This window comes from Pseudoxanthobacter sp. (assembly GCF_036822375.1).
Lineage (GTDB): Bacteria > Pseudomonadota > Alphaproteobacteria > Rhizobiales > Segnochrobactraceae > Pseudoxanthobacter.
This window is the reverse complement of the sequence record NZ_DAISHT010000077.1, coordinates 1-15,715: the sequence shown is the minus strand read 5'-3', so window position 1 is coordinate 15,715 and position 15,715 is coordinate 1. Positions and strand designations below refer to the sequence as shown.

Sequence of the window (15,715 nt, the reverse complement as noted above, 5' to 3'; positions counted from 1 at the left end):
ATCGAACAGAAATCGCCGCCGGTCGTGTCCCGGCCGGCGGCGGTTTCCGGCGGTCAGGCGACGGTCGTCGGACGGTGCGTGCCGATTTCGCCATCGTCGAATTCAGCCCCCGTCGGCACGGGGCCCGGATCGTCGGGGGCCTTGGCGAGCGGGAACGGCGCGCCGCCGGCCGGCGGCGGCACGTCCGGCAGGGGAATGCCGGCGGTCGCAGGGGTCACGATGGCCGCCGCAGGCGGTGTCGCCGGGCCGGGCGGCGGCGCAGCGGCGGAAGGCGCGGCCACGCTGGCCGGCGGCGTGAACAGGGCTTCGTCGACAACTGCCGGCGCATCGGAGCCCAGCGCCTCGGCCGGCGCCTGCCAGACGAAGGCGTCGAGCTGGCCGGTCACCGGCGAGACCGGGGCCCATTCCGCCGCAACCGTGCCATCGGCGATCCATGCCGGATCGCGCGGTGCGTTGACCGCGCGGGCCAGCCACTCGCGCATGCGGCCGCCGGTACCGAACGCGGCTTCCTCCAGATCGGCCATCAGCAGGCAGGCGCGGCGGGTGGGACGGGTTTCCAGAATCGGCCGCAGCACGGCCCGCGCCTCGTCGAACTCGCGCGCCTCGATGGCCGCACGCGCCACCGCGAGATCGGCCTCGACGTGCCCCGGCGTCAGCGCGGCCAGCGTCTGCAGGCGCTTCAGCCGGTCGCGCGCGCTCGAACCCGGGCGCACATCGGCATAGATCGCCGCGAGATCCGGATGCGGCGCCAGCCGCCAGGTCGCCTCAAGAACGCGGGTGGCCTTGCGCGCTTCGTCTCGCCGCACCAGCAGGCGGGCGGCAACAGCCGCGGCGGGTTCCAGATCCGGCGCAAGACGATGGGCCTCCTGCGCCATGGTGAGGGCCCGGTCGGGATCGCCGGCTTCCAGTTCCAGCGCCCGCGCCGTCAGCAACACGGCCTTGAGGCGCTTCGCCTTCGGCTTTTCGATCAGCCGCGCACCGGCATTGCGATCCAGCCGGGCGATGGCCAGCTCCCAGTCGCGCTGGGCTGCGGCCTGCTCGAACAGCGCGGCAGAAGCCCACGGCAGCGACGGCGCTTCGCGCACGGCCTGCTCGGCATAGGATTCCGCCGCCTCGCCGGCCCCCTCGCGGGAGGCTTCCACATAAAGTCCGCGCAGGCCGAGCAGACGGGTGTCGTCGTGCTTCAGCATGGCCTCGAAGGCGGCGCGCGCGGCCGTGCGGTCGCCGGCGAGCTGCGCCGTCTGGGCCTCCAGAAGCCGGGTGGCGGGATCGCGCGGCAGCACCCGGCGCGCCTCGCTCATGTAGCGGCGGGCCAGACGCAGGTCGCCCGCGCCCACCGCGACCAGACCGCGCGACAGCGCGATGCGGCCGCGCTCGCGCCGGCGGTAGCCGAAAAAGTGCGCCACCCGCCGCGGCGAGCGCACCAGCGCCAGCAGCAGCGACCAGATCAGGATCACGGCCACGACGAGCGCCGCCAGCACGATCAGCCCGACGGTCATCGAGGTCTCGACATAATAGCCGAGCCATTCGAACGAGATGGTACCGGGCCGGTCGACGATCCACGACGCACCGGCTGCAAGGGCGAAGACGACGGCGAGATAAAGGAGGATGCGGATCATGGAAGCCTCCTCACTCGCTGGCCGGCGCCGGCGCCGGGGTGCCGAGCTTCTTCAGCACGGCATCGGAAAGCGCGTTCACGGCTTCTTCGGTCTTCACGCGGGTCAGCAGCGTGTCGGCCCAGCCCTGCGAGGCGGCCTTCGCATCGGCCGGCAGCGACTGCCAGGCCGCCGCTGCGCTGGCGAGGTCGCCGGCATCGACGGCCGCCTTGAGGCGGCTCGTCACGGCCACCACGCCATCGCCGGTCACCGGGCCGGTCGGCCGGATGGTGACCAGCGAGCGGGCCGAGGCGATCAGACGGTCAAGGTAGCTGTCGCTCGCCGGCTTCTCCGCGGTCGCCAGAATGGCGGGCTCGACGCGGGCAAAGCCCGCCTCAACGGCCGCGCGGGTGGGCACGCCCTTAACGGCGGCCTGTTCCAGCGGCTGCGTCACCTCCGGCCCGACGCGGCCGGAAAGCAGCGCCAGTTCGGCGGTGAAGGTGCCGCCGTCTTCCACCGCGCGTTCCAGGCTGGAAAGCGCAAACGCGGTCGCCGCTTCGCTGTTGGCGGCAACCGACCGCAGCCCCCGGCTCACCTCCTCCACCGTTGCCTGCAGCGTGCTGATGCGGTGCGAAAGGTCGGCGTCGGTCGTCTCGACGGCACCGATACGGGCGGCCAGCGGCTCCAGCAGGGCAAGGCGCTGCTGATCGCTGCCGAGCTGTTCTTTCACGGCAGCGAGATCGCTCTTCAGGCTGTCGAGCGGGCCGGTGTCGCTGACACGGGCGCTCAGGTCCTGCATCTGCGTACCGAGCCCCGCGACGCGGCTCTCAAGGCCGGCCACGGCCTCGCGCTCCTGCGTGATGAGGCCGGAGAGCTCGCCGAGCCGGCCCTGATCCGCCCCCTTGCCGGCCGCAATGGCCTTTTCTTCCAGCGACTTCAGCCGGACCTCCAGCGCGGCGGCAAGGTTGCCCTGACCGGTGACGTGCTCCAGTTCGCTTGCCGCCTTGCGGATGCCGAGCAGCGTAAAGCCGCCCACCGCCACGCCGCCGCCGACGAGGGCGGCAATGACCGCCGTTGCCACGATGGCCGCGAAACCCGGTCCGCGGCTCTTCTGCGGCGCGGACGGTTCAGCAGGCGGCGGCGGAGGAGGAGGAGGAACGGCGCCGCCGGCAGCCGGCGGCTCCGCAGCCGCAGCGGAAATGCCGGGATCGGCGGGCGGCTCGCCGGCCGCAGCGGCCTCGGGGGCGCTGTCGGGCGTGCCGGCGGCGGCTTCCGGCGCGGCGGCAACGGCAGGCTCTTCCCTCACGGCCGGCTCTTCCGTCACGGCCGGCTCGAACGGCGGGGCCGGCTCGCCGGTCGTGGTGGTGGAAATCACACTCACCTCATCGGCGGAAAGCTCGATGATCGGCGGGTTGCGCCGGCGGCTGCGATCAGCACGGGCGGCGTCGTCGGGCGTCTGGTTCGGGTCCGCTTTATCGTCATTCGCAGTCATGCGTTCCCCTCACGCGTTTCTGGGGGCCGGTGCCGGGCGCGGGGGCCATTCTGGTGCAGAAGGCCGCCCCGCCGCTGCCGGGCCCGTGATCTTCCCGTCCCGCGCCGGGCGGCGCACGAAGCCGGCGCTCCGGCGCCGGCCCGGGATCGTTCCGGTCGGGGCCCTGCGCGCAGGGCCCGCTGCGATGCCATCCTATACAGGCGCCCGGCGAGGAGAAGGCCGGAAAAAGGCCCCCTCATGTCCGCGGCAAGGCGCGGCACGCAGGCGCACTCCCCGCCCCCTGTGGCGACCCGCCCCGGCGCCGTGCGCCGCAGCCCGCCGGACAGATGCGGAAGAAGGCTTCCTTTTCATAACTTTATCCCCTTCCCGCCGCCACGTCACGCGCCAGCGCCGCCAGCGCGGCAATCAGCGAGGCTTCGTCGGGGTGCGCGGCAACGCGCACCCGCGCCGCCGCAAAAGAGCTGTGCACGGCGAGGAAGCCGGCCTTCGTCGCTGCCGAGAGCGCAACGATGTGCGGCAGGGGCCGCGCCGCGCCATCAGGCAGACGGGCCGGCAAGGAGGACGTCAAGGAGGCCGGCAAGTCCGCCAGAATGGCGGCAAAGGCGGCGGCGCTGCGCGGCGAATAAAGCAACACGGCGTCGACCTCGCCGGCCATGAGGGCGGCCGCTACCGGCGGCGGCAGCGCCCCGATGGCGCGGGTGCGGTAGAGCACCGCCGTGCGCGCCGCAAGCCCGCCGGCCTGCAGCAGGCCGGCCAGATCGCCCGCCCGCTCCGCCCCGGCCAGATGCAGCACCGCACCGGCCGATGCCGGCAGGCGCGCCAGAATGAGGCGGGCAAGATCGCCGGCCGTGCCGCCGGCACTTTCCACCCGCGCGAACCCGGCCTGCCGCGCGGCCTGCGCGGTGGCATCGCCCACCGCAAAGGCCGGCAGGTTCAGAAGCCCGTGCGGAGGCCCGCTCCGTTGCAGGCAGGCTTCCAGCGCGCGCACCGCGCTGCGGCTGGTGAAGGCCACCGCCGCGGCATCGCGGGTGTCGATTTCCGCCGTCGGGTCCGCCTCGGTCACCAGCACCGGCGTCAGCAGCACGCTGTAGCCCAGCGCGGCGAGCCGGCGGCCGGTTTCCGCGGCCTGCGGCTGCGGCCGTGTGACGAGAACGCGCATGATTCGCCTCCGCCCGGCCGGCGCCGGTCCGCCCGCCCCGGAAAGGGCTACCAGCTGTCGAAGAAGCGCTCGCCGGCCACCTCGCGCAGCTGCCGGCCGGCCGCAAAGCCAAGCTGCGGCCCGTCGGCCGCCGGTCCGGTGAAGCGGGCGGCATGGGAGCGGCTGCCGTCGGGGGTCAGGATCAGGCCCGTGAACCGCACCTCGCCCTCGAAGACGATGGCATGGCCGGCAATCGGCGTGCGGCATGAACCGTCGAGGGCGGCCAGAAAGGCCCGCTCCGTGGCCACCGCCTGCGCGGTGCGCCGGCACAGGGCCGGCGCCAGGGCGGCAGCAAGGGTGTCATCCCCGGCGCGGGTTTCGATGGCAATCGCCCCCTGCCCGACCGCGGGCGGAAAGGCATTGATGTCGAGCACCTCGGTCGCCACGTCCTCCAGCCCCAGCCGGCGCAGGCCGGCGCGGGCCAGCAGCGTGGCCGACACCACCCCGTCGCGCAGCTTGGTGAGCCGGGTCTGCACGTTGCCGCGAAACACCTCGATGCGCAGGTCGGGCCGGATGCGGCGCACCAGCGCGCCGCGGCGCAGCGATGCCGTGCCCACCTTGGCGCCATAGGGCAGTTCGGTCAGCCGGTGCCCGCTGACGGTGACGAGGCAGTCGCGCACGTCCTCGCGCGGCAGGTAGCCGGCGAGAATCAGCCCGTCCGGCAGCACGGTCGGCATATCCTTGGCCGAATGCACGGCAAGATCGAGCCGGCCGTCGAGAAGGGCGTCCTCGATTTCCTGCGTGAACAATCCCTTGCCGCCGATGTCCATCAGCGCCCGGTCGATGATGCGGTCGCCGGAGGTGGACATGACCACCACCTCGGTTACGGCGCCGCTGGCTTTCAGCGCCTCCTCGACCATGTGAGCCTGTGCGAGCGCGAGCGGGCTGCCTCGGGTGCCGATACGGAGCGGTTTCATTTGCGTGGATCGGGGTCGATTTGTTAGGGCCTGAAACGGGGCGCGATCTTGTCCGTCTGACCGGCGCCTGTCCACTTCGGATCTTTCCCGGTGCCGGCACGGCCGGCCCGGCGCGGCAGGAGCCGGCAAGGAGACCGCTTTCATGATCGTTCTCGGCATCGAGACAAGCTGCGACGAAACCGCGGCCGGCATCGTGCGCCGCGATGACGACGGCACAGGCACGATTCTTTCCGGCGTGGTGCGCGCGCAGCTTGCCGATCATGCCCCCTATGGCGGCGTGGTGCCGGAAATCGCCGCCCGCGCCCACGTCGCCCTGCTCGACCGGGTGGTCGACGAGACCGCGAAGGCCGCCGGCCTCGCGCTGAACGAGGTCGATGCCATTGCCGCCACCTGCGGCCCCGGCCTGATCGGCGGCCTGATGGTGGGCGCCATGACCGGCAAGGCCATCGCGCTGGCCACCGGCCGCCCCTTCATCGCCGTCAATCATCTGGAGGCCCACGCGCTGACCGCCCGCCTCACCGACGGCGTGCGCTTTCCCTACCTGCTACTGCTGGTTTCCGGCGGCCACACGCAGATTCTCGTCGTCCACGGCGTCGGCCGCTTCGAGCGCTGGGGCACCACCATCGACGATGCGCTGGGCGAGGCCTTCGACAAGACAGCCAAGCTGCTCGGTCTCGGCCATCCCGGCGGACCGGCGGTGGAAAAGGCGGCCGAAGGGGGCGATGCCACGCGCTTTGCCCTGCCGCGTCCGCTGATCGGCCGTCCGGGGCTGGATTTCTCCTTCGCCGGCCTCAAGACGGCGGTTCGCCTTGCCGCGGAGGCCGCCGCGCCGCTGTCGCCGCAGGACGTGAGCGACCTCTGCGCCTCGTTTCAGGCCACCGTGGCGGGCATCGTGGCGCGCCGCGCCGGCGAGGCGCTCGCCCGGTTCCGCACCGAGACCGGCACACAGAGCCCGGTGCTGGTGGTGGCCGGCGGGGTGGCGGCCAACCGCGCCATCCGCGCCGCGCTGAACGCGGCGGCGGAGCGGGCCGGCGGCCGCCTCGTGGCCCCGCCGCTGCCGCTGTGCGGCGATAACGGCGTGATGATCGCCTGGGCCGGGGCGGAACACCTCGCCCTCGGCGAGAGCGACGGGCTCGACGCGCCGGTGCGCGCCCGCTGGCCGCTGGACCAGACGGCCGCCCCGGTGGTCGGCCGCGGCCGGCTCGGCGCCAAGGTCTGACGGCGGCCAAGGTCTGACGGCGGCCAGGATCTGACGACGGCAGGGGAGACGAGAGAGATGACCAGCAGATTTGCCAGCGTCGGCGTGGCCGGCGGCGGTGCATGGGGCACCGCCCTTGCCCTTGCCGCCGCGCGCGCCGGACGCACCGTGACCCTGTGGGCCCGCGACCCCGCGGCGGTGGAGGCGATCAACGCCCGCCGCGAGAACCCCGCCCACCTGCCCGGCGTCCGCCTCGATCCCCCGCTTGAGGCGACCACCGACCTTGCGCGGGCAGCGGCCGCCGATCTCGTCATTCTTTCCACCCCCGCCCAGACCACGCGGGCGGTTGCCGGCGCGCTGGCGCCGCTGATGCGGCCGGACACGCCGCTCGTCATCACCGCCAAGGGCTTCGAGGCCGGCACCGGCCTGCTGCTGGCCGACGTGGTGGCCGCCGCCGCCCCGGCGGCGCGGCCGGCCGTGCTGTCCGGCCCGAGCTTTGCCGCCGATGTCGCCCGCTCGCTGCCGACCGCCGTCACCATTGCCGCGGCCGACATCGCGCTGGCCGAGGCGCTGGCCCGCGCGCTCGCCAGTCCGTTCTTCCGCCCCTATGCCAGCGACGACGTGATCGGCGTGGAGGTGGGCGGCGCGCTGAAGAACGTGCTCGCCATCGCCTCCGGCGTCGTCATCGGCCGCGGCCTCGGCGCCAGCGCGCAGGCCGCGCTGATCGCCCGCGCCTTTGCCGAACTGATGCGCCTTGCCGTGGCCCTCGGCGCGCGGGCGGAGACGCTGACCGGGCTTTCCGGCTTCGGCGATCTGGTGCTCACCGCCACCAGCCGGCAGTCGCGCAATTTCGCCTTTGGCGTGGCTCTCGGCGAGGGCGGCTCTGCGGCCGCGCTGAAGGAGGCCGGACCGCTGGTGGAAGGCGCCAAGACCGCACCGGTCGCGCTGGCGATCGCCGCCCGCCTCGGCATCGATGCGCCGGTGACGGCCGCCGTCGCCGCGCTCGTGGAAGGCCGGGCCGGCGTCGATCAGGTGATCGGCGAACTGCTCGCCCGCCCGCTGAAGCGCGAAACCGCCTGAACCCCGCCACTCCGGGAAATCCCATGCCGCGTCACGATTTTCTGTCCACGCGCCTCCATGTCGAAGCCGGCCTTGCCGCCGGCGCCACGCTGGAGGCGAGCCGCGAACAGGCCAACTATCTCATCAACGTGCTGCGCAGGAAGGATGGCGACGGCCTCCTTCTCTTCAACGGCCGCGACGGCGAGTGGCGCGCGCGCGTGGAGACGAGCGGCCGCCGGGCCTGCCTGCTGATTGCCGAAGAACAGACCCGGCCGCAGGCGCCGCTGCCCGACATCGAATATCTGTTTGCGCCGCTGAAACACGCCCGGCTCGACTACATGGTGCAGAAGGCGGTGGAGATGGGCGCCGGCCACCTCGTGCCCGTGATGACGCGGCGCACGCAGGCAAGCCGCGTCAATCTGGAGCGCATGCGCGCCAACGTCATCGAGGCGTGCGAGCAGTGCGGCGTCATCGCCGTGCCGGCGGTGGGCGAAACGGTGTCGCTGGAAACCGTTCTCGCCCGCTGGCCGCAGGAGCGGGCCGGCCGCCGCCTGATCTTCTGCGACGAGCGGGCCGACACCGCCAGTCCGCTGCCGGTGCTCGCCGCGCTGCCGCGCGGCCCGCTGGCCGTGCTGATCGGCCCGGAAGGCGGCTTCTCGCCGGAAGAGCGCGAAGGCCTCCACGCCCTGCCGTTCGTCACCGCCATTCCGCTCGGCCCGCGCATCCTGCGGGCCGACACCGCGGCGGTCGCCGCACTGGCCGTGGTGCAGGCGGCGCTTGGCGACTGGGCCTGACGGCGCCGGGCAACCGGGCCTGGCGGGGCCTGACGACCAAGCCTGGCGGGGTCTGACGACCAAGCCTGGCGGGGCCTGACGACCAAGCCTGGCGGCGCTTGGCAACCGGGCCTGGCGGGGCCTGACGACCGGGCCTCATTACCCGCCCCGCCTGCCGGTCCCGGCCGCCGGGTGGCGTTGCGGAATTGGCATTTGTACACCGCGGTGCGTCCCGCTATCGTGCGGCGCTTCCGCAAGGGCCGGCTTTCCGCCGGCCGCCCGAGACCCAAGATTGTGACAGCCGGCTGGTTCCATGGCGCGTGATACTATCGACAGTTCGCCGATTGACGGCATCGAGGCCCTGATCGACTGGTTTCAGGCGGGCTCGAAGCCCGTTTCCGACTGGCGGCTGGGCACCGAGCACGAAAAATTCGCGTTCTGCACCGCCAGCCTGAAACCCGTCGCCTATGACGGGCCGCGCGGCATCGAGGCGCTGCTGCGCGGCATGGAAGCGCTGCTGGGCTGGGAACCGATTCTGGATGCCGGGCGCATCATCGGCCTCGTGGACCCGACCGGCGGCGGCGCGATCTCCCTTGAGCCCGGCGGCCAGTTCGAGCTTTCCGGTGCGCCGCTGAGCGACCTGCACCACACCGCCATCGAAACCGCCGCCCACATGGCGCAGGTGCGCGAGATCGCCACCCCGCTCGGCATCGATTTCCTCGGCCTCGGCTTTGCCCCCACGTGGACGCGCGCCGACATGCCGACCATGCCGAAATCGCGCTATGCCATCATGACGCGCTACATGCCGAAGGTCGGCAATCTCGGCCTCGACATGATGTATCGCACCTGCACGATTCAGGTGAACCTCGACTATGGCAGCGAGGCCGACATGGTGGCCAAGATGCGCGTCGGGCTGGCACTGCAGCCGGTGGCCATGGCGCTCTTCGCCAACTCGCCGTTCACGGAAGGCCGGCCCAACGGCTTCCGCACCTTCCGCGGCGAGATCTGGCACGACACCGACGGCGGCCGCACCGGCGGCCTGCCGTTTGCCTTCGACGCCGGCTTCGGCTTCGAGCGCTACGTGGACTGGGTGCTCGACGTGCCGATGTATTTCGTCAAGCGCGGCGACACCTATATCGACGTCGCCGGCCAGAGCTTCCGCGACTTTCTCGCCGGCCGCCTGCCGGGGCTGCCGGGCGAGCGGCCCAACATGGGCGACTGGACCAACCACCTCTCCACCGTTTTTCCCGATGTGCGCCTGAAGCGCTATATCGAGATGCGCGGCGCCGACGGCGGGCCGCTGGAGGCCATCAACGCTCTGCCAGCGCTGTGGGTCGGCCTGCTCTATGACGAGACGGCGCTGGCCGACGCACTGGCGCTGATTGCCGGCTGGACCGCCGCGGAGCGCGAGGCGCTGCGCCGCGACGTGCCGCGCGGCGGGCTGGCCACGCCGTTCCGCCGCGGCACGGTGGGCGATATCGCCGCCGAGATGGTGGCGATTGCCCGCGGTGGCCTTGCCCGCCGTGCCCGCCGCAATGCCGCCGGCCTCGACGAGACCGTCTATCTCGCCCCGCTGGAAGAGATTGCCGCCACCCGCCGCACCGCCGCCGACATCATGCTGGCGAAATTCGACGGCGCATGGGGTGCCGACATCGCCCGCGTCTTCGCCGATCACCCGGTCTGAGGCCGGCGGAGGCAGCGGGCGGGGCCAATGCAAGGCGAGGCGGGGCAAGGGCCCTACAGCGCCGCGCTGATCTCAGCGTAGCGCCCCCTTGCCGCCCCGACATCGTCCGACAGGAACGGCCGGTCCGCAAATTCCGCGATCAGATCCCGATAGAGCGAGGCTGCGCGCCGCAGCCTCCCCTTATCGGCCTCCAGTTCCGCAGCCCGCAGCCGGATGCCGAACAACACGCGATCGCGCTCGCAGCGGATCTGCGCGATCGAGCGAACGGCGTTTTCGCCGGCCGGTCCGCAGCCTGCGGCAAAGGCCGACAGGGCATTGATGACACGGTCATAGCCCGAGATCCGGGCCGCCTCCGAAACGGCATTGCCGGCTTTCGATCTTGCCGTCTCCAGCAGTCCGTTTGCATATTTGCAGATCTCGACATCCAGCGCATGGTCGATATCGTCCCGTTCGATGCCCAGCGGGTTTCCGTCCAGAAGAATTCCCTTGTTTCGGTAGTTCTCGTCGACATCGACACAACACTCCCGGATGGTCTTCAGCCGGGCAATTTTCGTCTCCGGATTGTTGGTCTTCCGGATGACACGATTGCATTCTTCAATCGTCTTCCTGTGGGCCTGCATCTTGCCCTCAACGACCGGCACGCAACGCCTGCAGAGACTCTGCCAGTTCGGCCAGACGAAAAAGCCGCTTCGTCCGCAATAAGCACAACGCCCCATCGTCCGTCCTCCCCCTCGCCGCGGGCAATGCCGCCCGCCCCCGCACACCGCAAACGGCGCCGAATCGCGGTTGCAGGCCCATGTTTCTGCAATTTCCGCTCCGACCGGCATAACGGTCTGCGCGGCGTTGCCGCTGTGACGACGGTCAATAAGACGGCAAATCTCCGCCGCCGGTCAGCCCCCCCCCCTGCCCTGTCGCGCAGGTGTCTGTCACCATGGCGCGGCACGCACGGGCGGAGGAGGAAGCGGAATGAGCGGCAGGAAGAACAGGCCGGTGCGGGACATTCCCGCGGCCACGCAGGATGTGGTGCTGGTGTGCCGCAAATGCCTGAAGAAGATGAAAGGGGGCGGGTTCGGCCCGGCCGGCGACGAGCGTCTGGACCGGGCGCTGGAGGCCGCCGCGCTGGCCGCGGCCGTGGCCGCCGGCAACGACCGGCCGCAGCGCGTCGCCGCATTGCGCGGCAAGGCCAGACGCCGGCGGCTGCTGCCTGTTCTGGTCGGCACCGTGGCGTGCCTGAAGATCTGCCCGAAGGATGCGGTCATGGCGATCAGCGGCGCACAGCCGGGCCAGTGGCTCGCCGTGCCGCGCGGCACGGCGGCCGGCGATGTCGCCGCGCGGCTCGGGCTCGCCTTCGCCACCCGGCCCGCAGAACCCGGCGCGCCGGCGACGACACCTCAGGCCGGGCCGGACGGCCCCTGAAGGCGATAGCCCCGGCCGGCCATGCACGATTGCATGGTGACGATCAGCGCATCCTGCCGCAGGGCGGCGAGATAGTCCTGCCCGGAATTGATCAGCGCGCCGGTCACCTGCACCGGCGCGCCGCCGGCGGCGGCAACGGCTCTGGTCTGCTCAAGGCAGGCATTGGCCGCCCCGGCAGCCCCCGCGCCGGCCGGCGCTCCGCCGGCCGTCAGCCACACCGGCTCGGGAACCGGCCCGCCCATGGTCTGGCAGCCGGCAAGCCCTGCCGTCAGCACCAGAAGTGCAGCCCGGCACGCTGCCTGCCGCCCAGTCGGGAAGCCCCTGTTCCTCACCGCAACCACCTCCGCTCAGGCCCTGCGTGCCCGGCCGGCAGCATGGCCCCTCCGCCCGCCACCGGCAAGAGCGGCCGGCGACGCACTCATGTCGCAAGCCGCCCCTTTGCACGCCTGCACGGATCAGCCTAAAAAGCACCGGAGAGATCAGAAGAATCCCCCCGCAAAGGAGCAGGGCATGAAGGGCGATCCGGCTATCATCGACATTCTCAACCGCGCCCTGCGCCATGAGCATGCCGCGTTCAATCAGTTCTGGCTGCACTCCACCCTGCTCGCCCACTGGGGTCACACCCGCATGGCGAAGAAGGAATATGAGGAGGCGCTGGAGGAGATGGAGCACGCCACCACGCTGATGAAGCGCATCATCTTTCTGGAAGGCGCGCCCGACCTGCAGGTGATCCCGACGCTCAAGGTGGCCGCCAGCCTGCGCGAGGTCGTGGCCAACGATCTTGCCGCCGAATATGAGGCCGTGGCGCTCTATCGCGAGGCCCGCGCGCTCGCCCGCGAGAAACAGGACTATGTCTCGATGGAAATCATCGAGACGATCCTCAAGGACGAGGAAGGCCATGTCGACTTCCTCGAAACCCAGACGGGCCTGATCGAGGCCATCGGCCTTGCCAACTACAGCCAGCTGCAGTCGGGCCCGGCAAACGAGGCCTGACCGGGCGGTCGGCACAGCCGTTCCCCGCCCGCACCTTTCCTGACCGGCGCCGCCGCTGCACGGCGGGGCGCCGGCAGGCGATGATGCCCGATGGGGAGGCCCGGGTCAGGCGGCCCCGATCGGGCGGCCCAGACGGAAACCCCTTGTCAGGAGGCCCCCGCATGACGGCTCCCGGCGAACGCGATCTCGCCCGCCTGCTCGCCGCGCTCGATGCGCGCCTCGTCGGGCCGGTGCTGGTCTATGTCACCGTGCCGGCCGGCCGCACGATGCCGGCGGGCCTCGGCCCCGTGATGCGCATGGAAGAGGCGGAAGGCACCACGCTGGTGCTGCCGCGGGACGAGGCCCTCGCCGCCGGCCTCGCCGGCGTTTTCCCGTGCCGCATGATCACGCTGACGGTGCCGTCGTCGCTGGAGGCGGTGGGCTTCATGGCGGCCGTCGCCGGCCGGCTCGCCGCCGCGGGCATCGGCGTCAATCCGGTGGCCGGCTTTCACCACGACCACCTGTTCGTGGCCGAGGCCGATGCCGCGGCGGCCCTGCAGGTGCTGCACGCACTGGCCGCCAGCCACACACTTGCCAGCAGCCAGATACCTGCCAGCAGCCACGCCGGCCCGCCCGCCTGAGCCGGCCCCGGCCGAGACCCGGCACGGGCCCAAGTCCCGGCACAGGCCCAAGTCCCGGCACAGGCCCAAGTCCCGGCACAGGCCCAAGTCCCGGCCCGATTAGGACCGGGTCCGGGCCCATCGCGCGCTCAGGTACGGGCCGCCCGGCTTCCCCCTCGCGCCCGCTCCGGCGCCGTCCGGCTTCAGTCCTGACGCTTGCGCAGCGCGGCCGGCGGGAAAAGCTCGCGGCCGACAGTGGTCCCGGCAAACCACGCCACCCCGATCTCGCCGCTCTGCGCGATATAGACCACCGTCATCCACGGCCCGCCCGAAATCAGCTCCACGACATCGCCAACGGCGAACACGGTTTCTTCCATCGGAACTGTCTCCTGCTGAAGGCCGGCTTCGCCCGTGCGAGACCGGTCAGCGCCATGGTGCGGCGGCCCGCGGCCACCCGTCAAGGCAGCAGGGCGCGCGCTGCCGCCGGCCGGGTGCGCTGCAGCGACGCGGGCGGCCGGCCGGCGGCGACCCGCAAAAACAACAGGGCCGGCCCCGTCTCCGGGAGCCGGCCCTTGCAGTCACGAACGGGCAGAGGCCCTCAGGCCTCCTGAATGGCCGAAAGCAGCCAGTCGCTGCCGGGGCGGCGCACGAAGGTCCACAGTTCCGTCGACTGCGCGGGCACCTGCGGGTTGCCTTCCGCCACGCTGCCATCGCTGCGCCGGCGCATCAGGTCGATGGCCTCATAACGCATGGCAACCGTGGCGTAGTCGGTGTCGTCCTCCCGCCATGCCTCCGCCAGATCGCCCTGCAGCAGACGCACGGACGAAACCTCGTTCCTGAGGCCCTTCGACATGTTCTCCGCCAGTTCCTGACTGAGATAAGACAGGATTTCCGGCGTCGTCAGGCGGCGCAGCGCTTCAAAATCCTCCCGGCCGAAGGCGCCCTGCACCTCGGTCAGCATCTTCTCGAAGCGGTCGAAATCGGCCGGCTTCACCTGCAGCGTCCCGACTTTCGGCCCGCGCGGGGCGCCGTTGCCGCCGCCAAGCGGCCCGTGCGCCTGATAGGCGGCCTGCTGCGGCCGCTGCGCGCCGGCATTGGGCACGGCACCCGGGCGCGGCGCGGCGCCGGCCATCGCCGGGCCCCCGCTGTTGCGGCTGCGCAGGAAGCGCATCACCAGCATGGCCACCAGAGCGATCAGCACGACCTGCACGATGAGGCCGAACAGGCCGGCCATGCCGCCGAAACCCTGACCGAGCAGCATGCCGAACAGGCCGCCCAGCATCAGGCCGCCCAGCATGGAACCGAAGAAGCCGCCGCCGAAAAAGCCCGGCCGGCGCGCCTGCTGCGCCATGCCGGCGGCCGGGTTGTTAACGCCCGGCTGATTCATGCCCGGCTGATTCTGGGGCGTCATGGAACGCTGCACCGGCTGGGCGGCGCCGGGCGCAGTGGCTGTGGGGGGCGGCGCGCTGTAGGTGCGCGTGCCGCGGCTGCCGAAACTGCCGCCCTTGCGGGCATCGGCATTGTCCAGGGTCACGGCCGCGAAAGTCAGCCCCACCGCGAGAACGGCGACAAGCTGGCGGCAGCGGTCGGAGAAAGACATCGGACTTCCTTCTGGTGCACGGGATCGGATGCGTCACAAGCAACGCCTGCGCTGCATATAGGAACGCGAACCCGCCGGTTCGAGGGCCGGGCACGCACCATCTGCATGCCTGTGCGAACCTGTCGCAAGACAGGCAGCCGGCGCCGGCGCGGAAACAGCGCGCCTTGACCGCGCGCCGCCGGCCGCCCACCATCCGCGCCGCCGTCCAGGACGGCCCCGCCCCAACCCGCGGCCCCGCCCCAACCCACGGCCCCACCCCAACCCCACAGCCCCGCCCCACGACGCCGCCCCTCAGGAGCCCCGCAATGACCGCCCACGCGCCCGTCCCGCCCCGCCAGTCGCCGCCGGCCACCGTGGTGTTCGACCTCGGCAACGTGCTGCTGACATGGGACCGCCCGCGCCTCTATCGCGACAGGCTGCCGGATGCGGCCGCCGTCGACCACTTCCTGACCACGGTTCTGCCGATGGACTGGCACGCCACCCTCGACGGCGGGCGCGAATGGGATGAGGCGCTGGCCGAGCGCATCGCGCTCTATCCGCAGCACGAGGCGCTGATCCGGGCCTATCGCACGCACTTCAGCGAGACCATTCCCGATGCCATCGCCGGCACGGTCGACATTCTCGAACAGCTTGCCGGGGCCGGCGTGCCGCTCTACGCGCTGACGAACTTTCCCATGGAAGTGTTCGACGAAACCCGCGACCGCTTCGGCTTCTTCCGCCACTTCCGCGGCATCGTCGTGTCCGGCTACGAGAAGATGATGAAGCCGGACCCGGCCATTTTCCGCCTTCTGGCAGAGCGCTACGACATCCGCCCCGAGGGGGCGGTGTTCATCGACGATCTGCCGGCCAACGTGGCGGCGGCGGAGGGCTGCGGCTTCACCGGCCTGCACTTTACCGGGCCGGAGAAGCTCGCCGCCGATCTCGCCCGGCTGGGGCTGCCGGCCTGAGGCGGGATCACACGCGCAGGGACTGAAGCAGGGTGCTGTTGGTCACCCAGCCCAGCATCGGTTCGTCCTTGCGGCCGGTGGCGGTGACGAACAGGTCCTGACAGCCGCTCACCCCGTCCATGCGGCGCCGTGCATCGGCCAGCGTTGTCTGCTCGGCAACGCACTCGAACAGCCGGGCGAGCGGCCCGGCCTCCGAATCGGCGAGCAGATCCTGAAGCGTCGGGCCGCGCGCGGCGGGGCCGCC

General features: G+C 71.8%; 17 protein-coding genes. 8 read left to right on the top strand and 9 right to left on the bottom strand.

What is annotated here, in order from left to right; genetic code table 11:
• Positions 1-53 precede the first annotated feature (53 nt).
• The 4 genes from V7067_RS09375 to hemC form a co-directional block, all read right to left on the bottom strand.
• The gene (locus V7067_RS09375) at positions 54-1,619 is read right to left on the bottom strand and encodes a heme biosynthesis HemY N-terminal domain-containing protein (RefSeq protein WP_334175632.1); all 1,566 of its coding nucleotides are present in this window, start codon (positions 1,617-1,619) and stop codon (positions 54-56) included.
• A gap of 10 nt (positions 1,620-1,629) precedes the next feature.
• Complete coding sequence (locus V7067_RS09370; protein ID WP_334175631.1) at positions 1,630-3,087, bottom strand: hypothetical protein; 1,458 nt, start codon at positions 3,085-3,087, stop codon at positions 1,630-1,632.
• Positions 3,088-3,442: 355 nt separating this feature from the next.
• The gene (locus tag V7067_RS09365; RefSeq protein WP_334175630.1) at positions 3,443-4,246 is read right to left on the bottom strand and encodes a uroporphyrinogen-III synthase; all 804 of its coding nucleotides are present in this window, start codon (positions 4,244-4,246) and stop codon (positions 3,443-3,445) included.
• Between the two features lie 47 nt (positions 4,247-4,293).
• A complete protein-coding gene (gene hemC / locus V7067_RS09360) occupies positions 4,294-5,202 on the bottom strand; it encodes a hydroxymethylbilane synthase (RefSeq protein ID WP_334175629.1) in 909 nt (302 codons plus the stop codon).
• Positions 5,203-5,344: 142 nt separating this feature from the next.
• Here hemC and tsaD point away from each other — a divergent pair, with 142 nt between their 5' ends.
• The 4 genes from tsaD to V7067_RS09340 all read left to right on the top strand — a co-directional run bounded on the left by tsaD (position 5,345) and on the right by V7067_RS09340 (position 9,916).
• On the top strand, positions 5,345-6,421 hold the full coding sequence (gene tsaD, locus V7067_RS09355; RefSeq protein ID WP_334175628.1) for a tRNA (adenosine(37)-N6)-threonylcarbamoyltransferase complex transferase subunit TsaD: 1,077 nt from the start codon (positions 5,345-5,347) through the stop codon (positions 6,419-6,421).
• Positions 6,422-6,478: 57 nt separating this feature from the next.
• Positions 6,479-7,480, top strand: a complete 1,002-nt coding sequence (locus V7067_RS09350) for an NAD(P)H-dependent glycerol-3-phosphate dehydrogenase (RefSeq protein ID WP_334175627.1) — start codon at positions 6,479-6,481, stop codon at positions 7,478-7,480.
• A 23-nt stretch (positions 7,481-7,503) separates the two neighbouring features.
• Positions 7,504-8,253, top strand: a complete 750-nt coding sequence (locus tag V7067_RS09345; RefSeq protein ID WP_334175626.1) for a 16S rRNA (uracil(1498)-N(3))-methyltransferase — start codon at positions 7,504-7,506, stop codon at positions 8,251-8,253.
• Between the two features lie 292 nt (positions 8,254-8,545).
• Positions 8,546-9,916 (top strand): glutamate--cysteine ligase, encoded by a 1,371-nt coding sequence (locus V7067_RS09340; protein ID WP_334175625.1) that lies wholly within the window; start codon positions 8,546-8,548, stop codon positions 9,914-9,916.
• A gap of 53 nt (positions 9,917-9,969) precedes the next feature.
• Here the strand turns inward: V7067_RS09340 and V7067_RS09335 are convergent, their stop codons facing one another.
• Complete coding sequence (locus tag V7067_RS09335) at positions 9,970-10,632, bottom strand: hypothetical protein (RefSeq protein ID WP_334175624.1); 663 nt, start codon at positions 10,630-10,632, stop codon at positions 9,970-9,972.
• Between the two features lie 250 nt (positions 10,633-10,882).
• Between V7067_RS09335 and V7067_RS09330 the strand changes: the two genes are divergently transcribed.
• The gene (locus V7067_RS09330; RefSeq protein ID WP_334175623.1) at positions 10,883-11,332 is read left to right on the top strand and encodes a (2Fe-2S) ferredoxin domain-containing protein; all 450 of its coding nucleotides are present in this window, start codon (positions 10,883-10,885) and stop codon (positions 11,330-11,332) included.
• On the opposite strand, the gene V7067_RS09325 is transcribed toward V7067_RS09330, so the two are convergent.
• On the bottom strand, positions 11,308-11,607 hold the full coding sequence (locus V7067_RS09325) for a hypothetical protein (protein ID WP_334175622.1): 300 nt from the start codon (positions 11,605-11,607) through the stop codon (positions 11,308-11,310). The two genes, V7067_RS09330 and V7067_RS09325, sit on opposite strands and share 25 nt — an antisense overlap.
• Before the next feature lie 235 nt (positions 11,608-11,842).
• Between V7067_RS09325 and bfr the strand changes: the two genes are divergently transcribed.
• Complete coding sequence (gene bfr / locus V7067_RS09320) at positions 11,843-12,325, top strand: bacterioferritin (protein ID WP_334175621.1); 483 nt, start codon at positions 11,843-11,845, stop codon at positions 12,323-12,325.
• Between the two features lie 161 nt (positions 12,326-12,486).
• Positions 12,487-12,945 carry an ACT domain-containing protein gene (locus V7067_RS09315; protein ID WP_334175620.1) on the top strand — a complete coding sequence of 153 codons (459 nt, stop codon included), beginning with the start codon at positions 12,487-12,489 and terminating at the stop codon, positions 12,943-12,945.
• 182 nt (positions 12,946-13,127) lie between these two features.
• Here V7067_RS09315 and V7067_RS09310 read toward each other — a convergent pair whose 3' ends face one another.
• Both V7067_RS09310 and V7067_RS09305 read right to left on the bottom strand, forming a co-directional pair.
• The gene (locus V7067_RS09310; protein WP_334175619.1) at positions 13,128-13,301 is read right to left on the bottom strand and encodes a DUF2158 domain-containing protein; all 174 of its coding nucleotides are present in this window, start codon (positions 13,299-13,301) and stop codon (positions 13,128-13,130) included.
• A 221-nt stretch (positions 13,302-13,522) separates the two neighbouring features.
• The gene (locus V7067_RS09305) at positions 13,523-14,524 is read right to left on the bottom strand and encodes a Tim44 domain-containing protein (protein WP_334175618.1); all 1,002 of its coding nucleotides are present in this window, start codon (positions 14,522-14,524) and stop codon (positions 13,523-13,525) included.
• A 305-nt stretch (positions 14,525-14,829) separates the two neighbouring features.
• Here V7067_RS09305 and V7067_RS09300 point away from each other — a divergent pair, with 305 nt between their 5' ends.
• Complete coding sequence (locus V7067_RS09300) at positions 14,830-15,471, top strand: HAD family phosphatase (RefSeq protein WP_334175617.1); 642 nt, start codon at positions 14,830-14,832, stop codon at positions 15,469-15,471.
• Positions 15,472-15,478: 7 nt separating this feature from the next.
• Here V7067_RS09300 and V7067_RS09295 read toward each other — a convergent pair.
• A partial coding sequence (locus tag V7067_RS09295; protein WP_334175616.1) for a hypothetical protein occupies positions 15,479-15,715 on the bottom strand: 237 nt, incomplete at its 5' end.

Coding starts and splice junctions, on each gene's coding strand:
- V7067_RS09370 (WP_334175631.1), bottom strand. CDS start 3,087: ATGACTGCGAATGACGATAAAGCGGACCCGAACCAGACGCCCGACGAC.
- V7067_RS09340 (WP_334175625.1), top strand. CDS start 8,546: ATGGCGCGTGATACTATCGACAGTTCGCCGATTGACGGCATCGAGGCC.
- V7067_RS09300 (WP_334175617.1), top strand. CDS start 14,830: ATGACCGCCCACGCGCCCGTCCCGCCCCGCCAGTCGCCGCCGGCCACC.
- V7067_RS09305 (WP_334175618.1), bottom strand. CDS start 14,524: ATGTCTTTCTCCGACCGCTGCCGCCAGCTTGTCGCCGTTCTCGCGGTG.
- V7067_RS09335 (WP_334175624.1), bottom strand. CDS start 10,632: ATGGGGCGTTGTGCTTATTGCGGACGAAGCGGCTTTTTCGTCTGGCCG.
- V7067_RS09345 (WP_334175626.1), top strand. CDS start 7,504: ATGCCGCGTCACGATTTTCTGTCCACGCGCCTCCATGTCGAAGCCGGC.
- V7067_RS09315 (WP_334175620.1), top strand. CDS start 12,487: ATGACGGCTCCCGGCGAACGCGATCTCGCCCGCCTGCTCGCCGCGCTC.
- V7067_RS09375 (WP_334175632.1), bottom strand. CDS start 1,619: ATGATCCGCATCCTCCTTTATCTCGCCGTCGTCTTCGCCCTTGCAGCC.
- V7067_RS09365 (WP_334175630.1), bottom strand. CDS start 4,246: ATGCGCGTTCTCGTCACACGGCCGCAGCCGCAGGCCGCGGAAACCGGC.
- V7067_RS09310 (WP_334175619.1), bottom strand. CDS start 13,301: ATGGAAGAAACCGTGTTCGCCGTTGGCGATGTCGTGGAGCTGATTTCG.
- V7067_RS09330 (WP_334175623.1), top strand. CDS start 10,883: ATGAGCGGCAGGAAGAACAGGCCGGTGCGGGACATTCCCGCGGCCACG.
- tsaD (WP_334175628.1), top strand. CDS start 5,345: ATGATCGTTCTCGGCATCGAGACAAGCTGCGACGAAACCGCGGCCGGC.
- bfr (WP_334175621.1), top strand. CDS start 11,843: ATGAAGGGCGATCCGGCTATCATCGACATTCTCAACCGCGCCCTGCGC.
- hemC (WP_334175629.1), bottom strand. CDS start 5,202: ATGAAACCGCTCCGTATCGGCACCCGAGGCAGCCCGCTCGCGCTCGCA.
- V7067_RS09350 (WP_334175627.1), top strand. CDS start 6,479: ATGACCAGCAGATTTGCCAGCGTCGGCGTGGCCGGCGGCGGTGCATGG.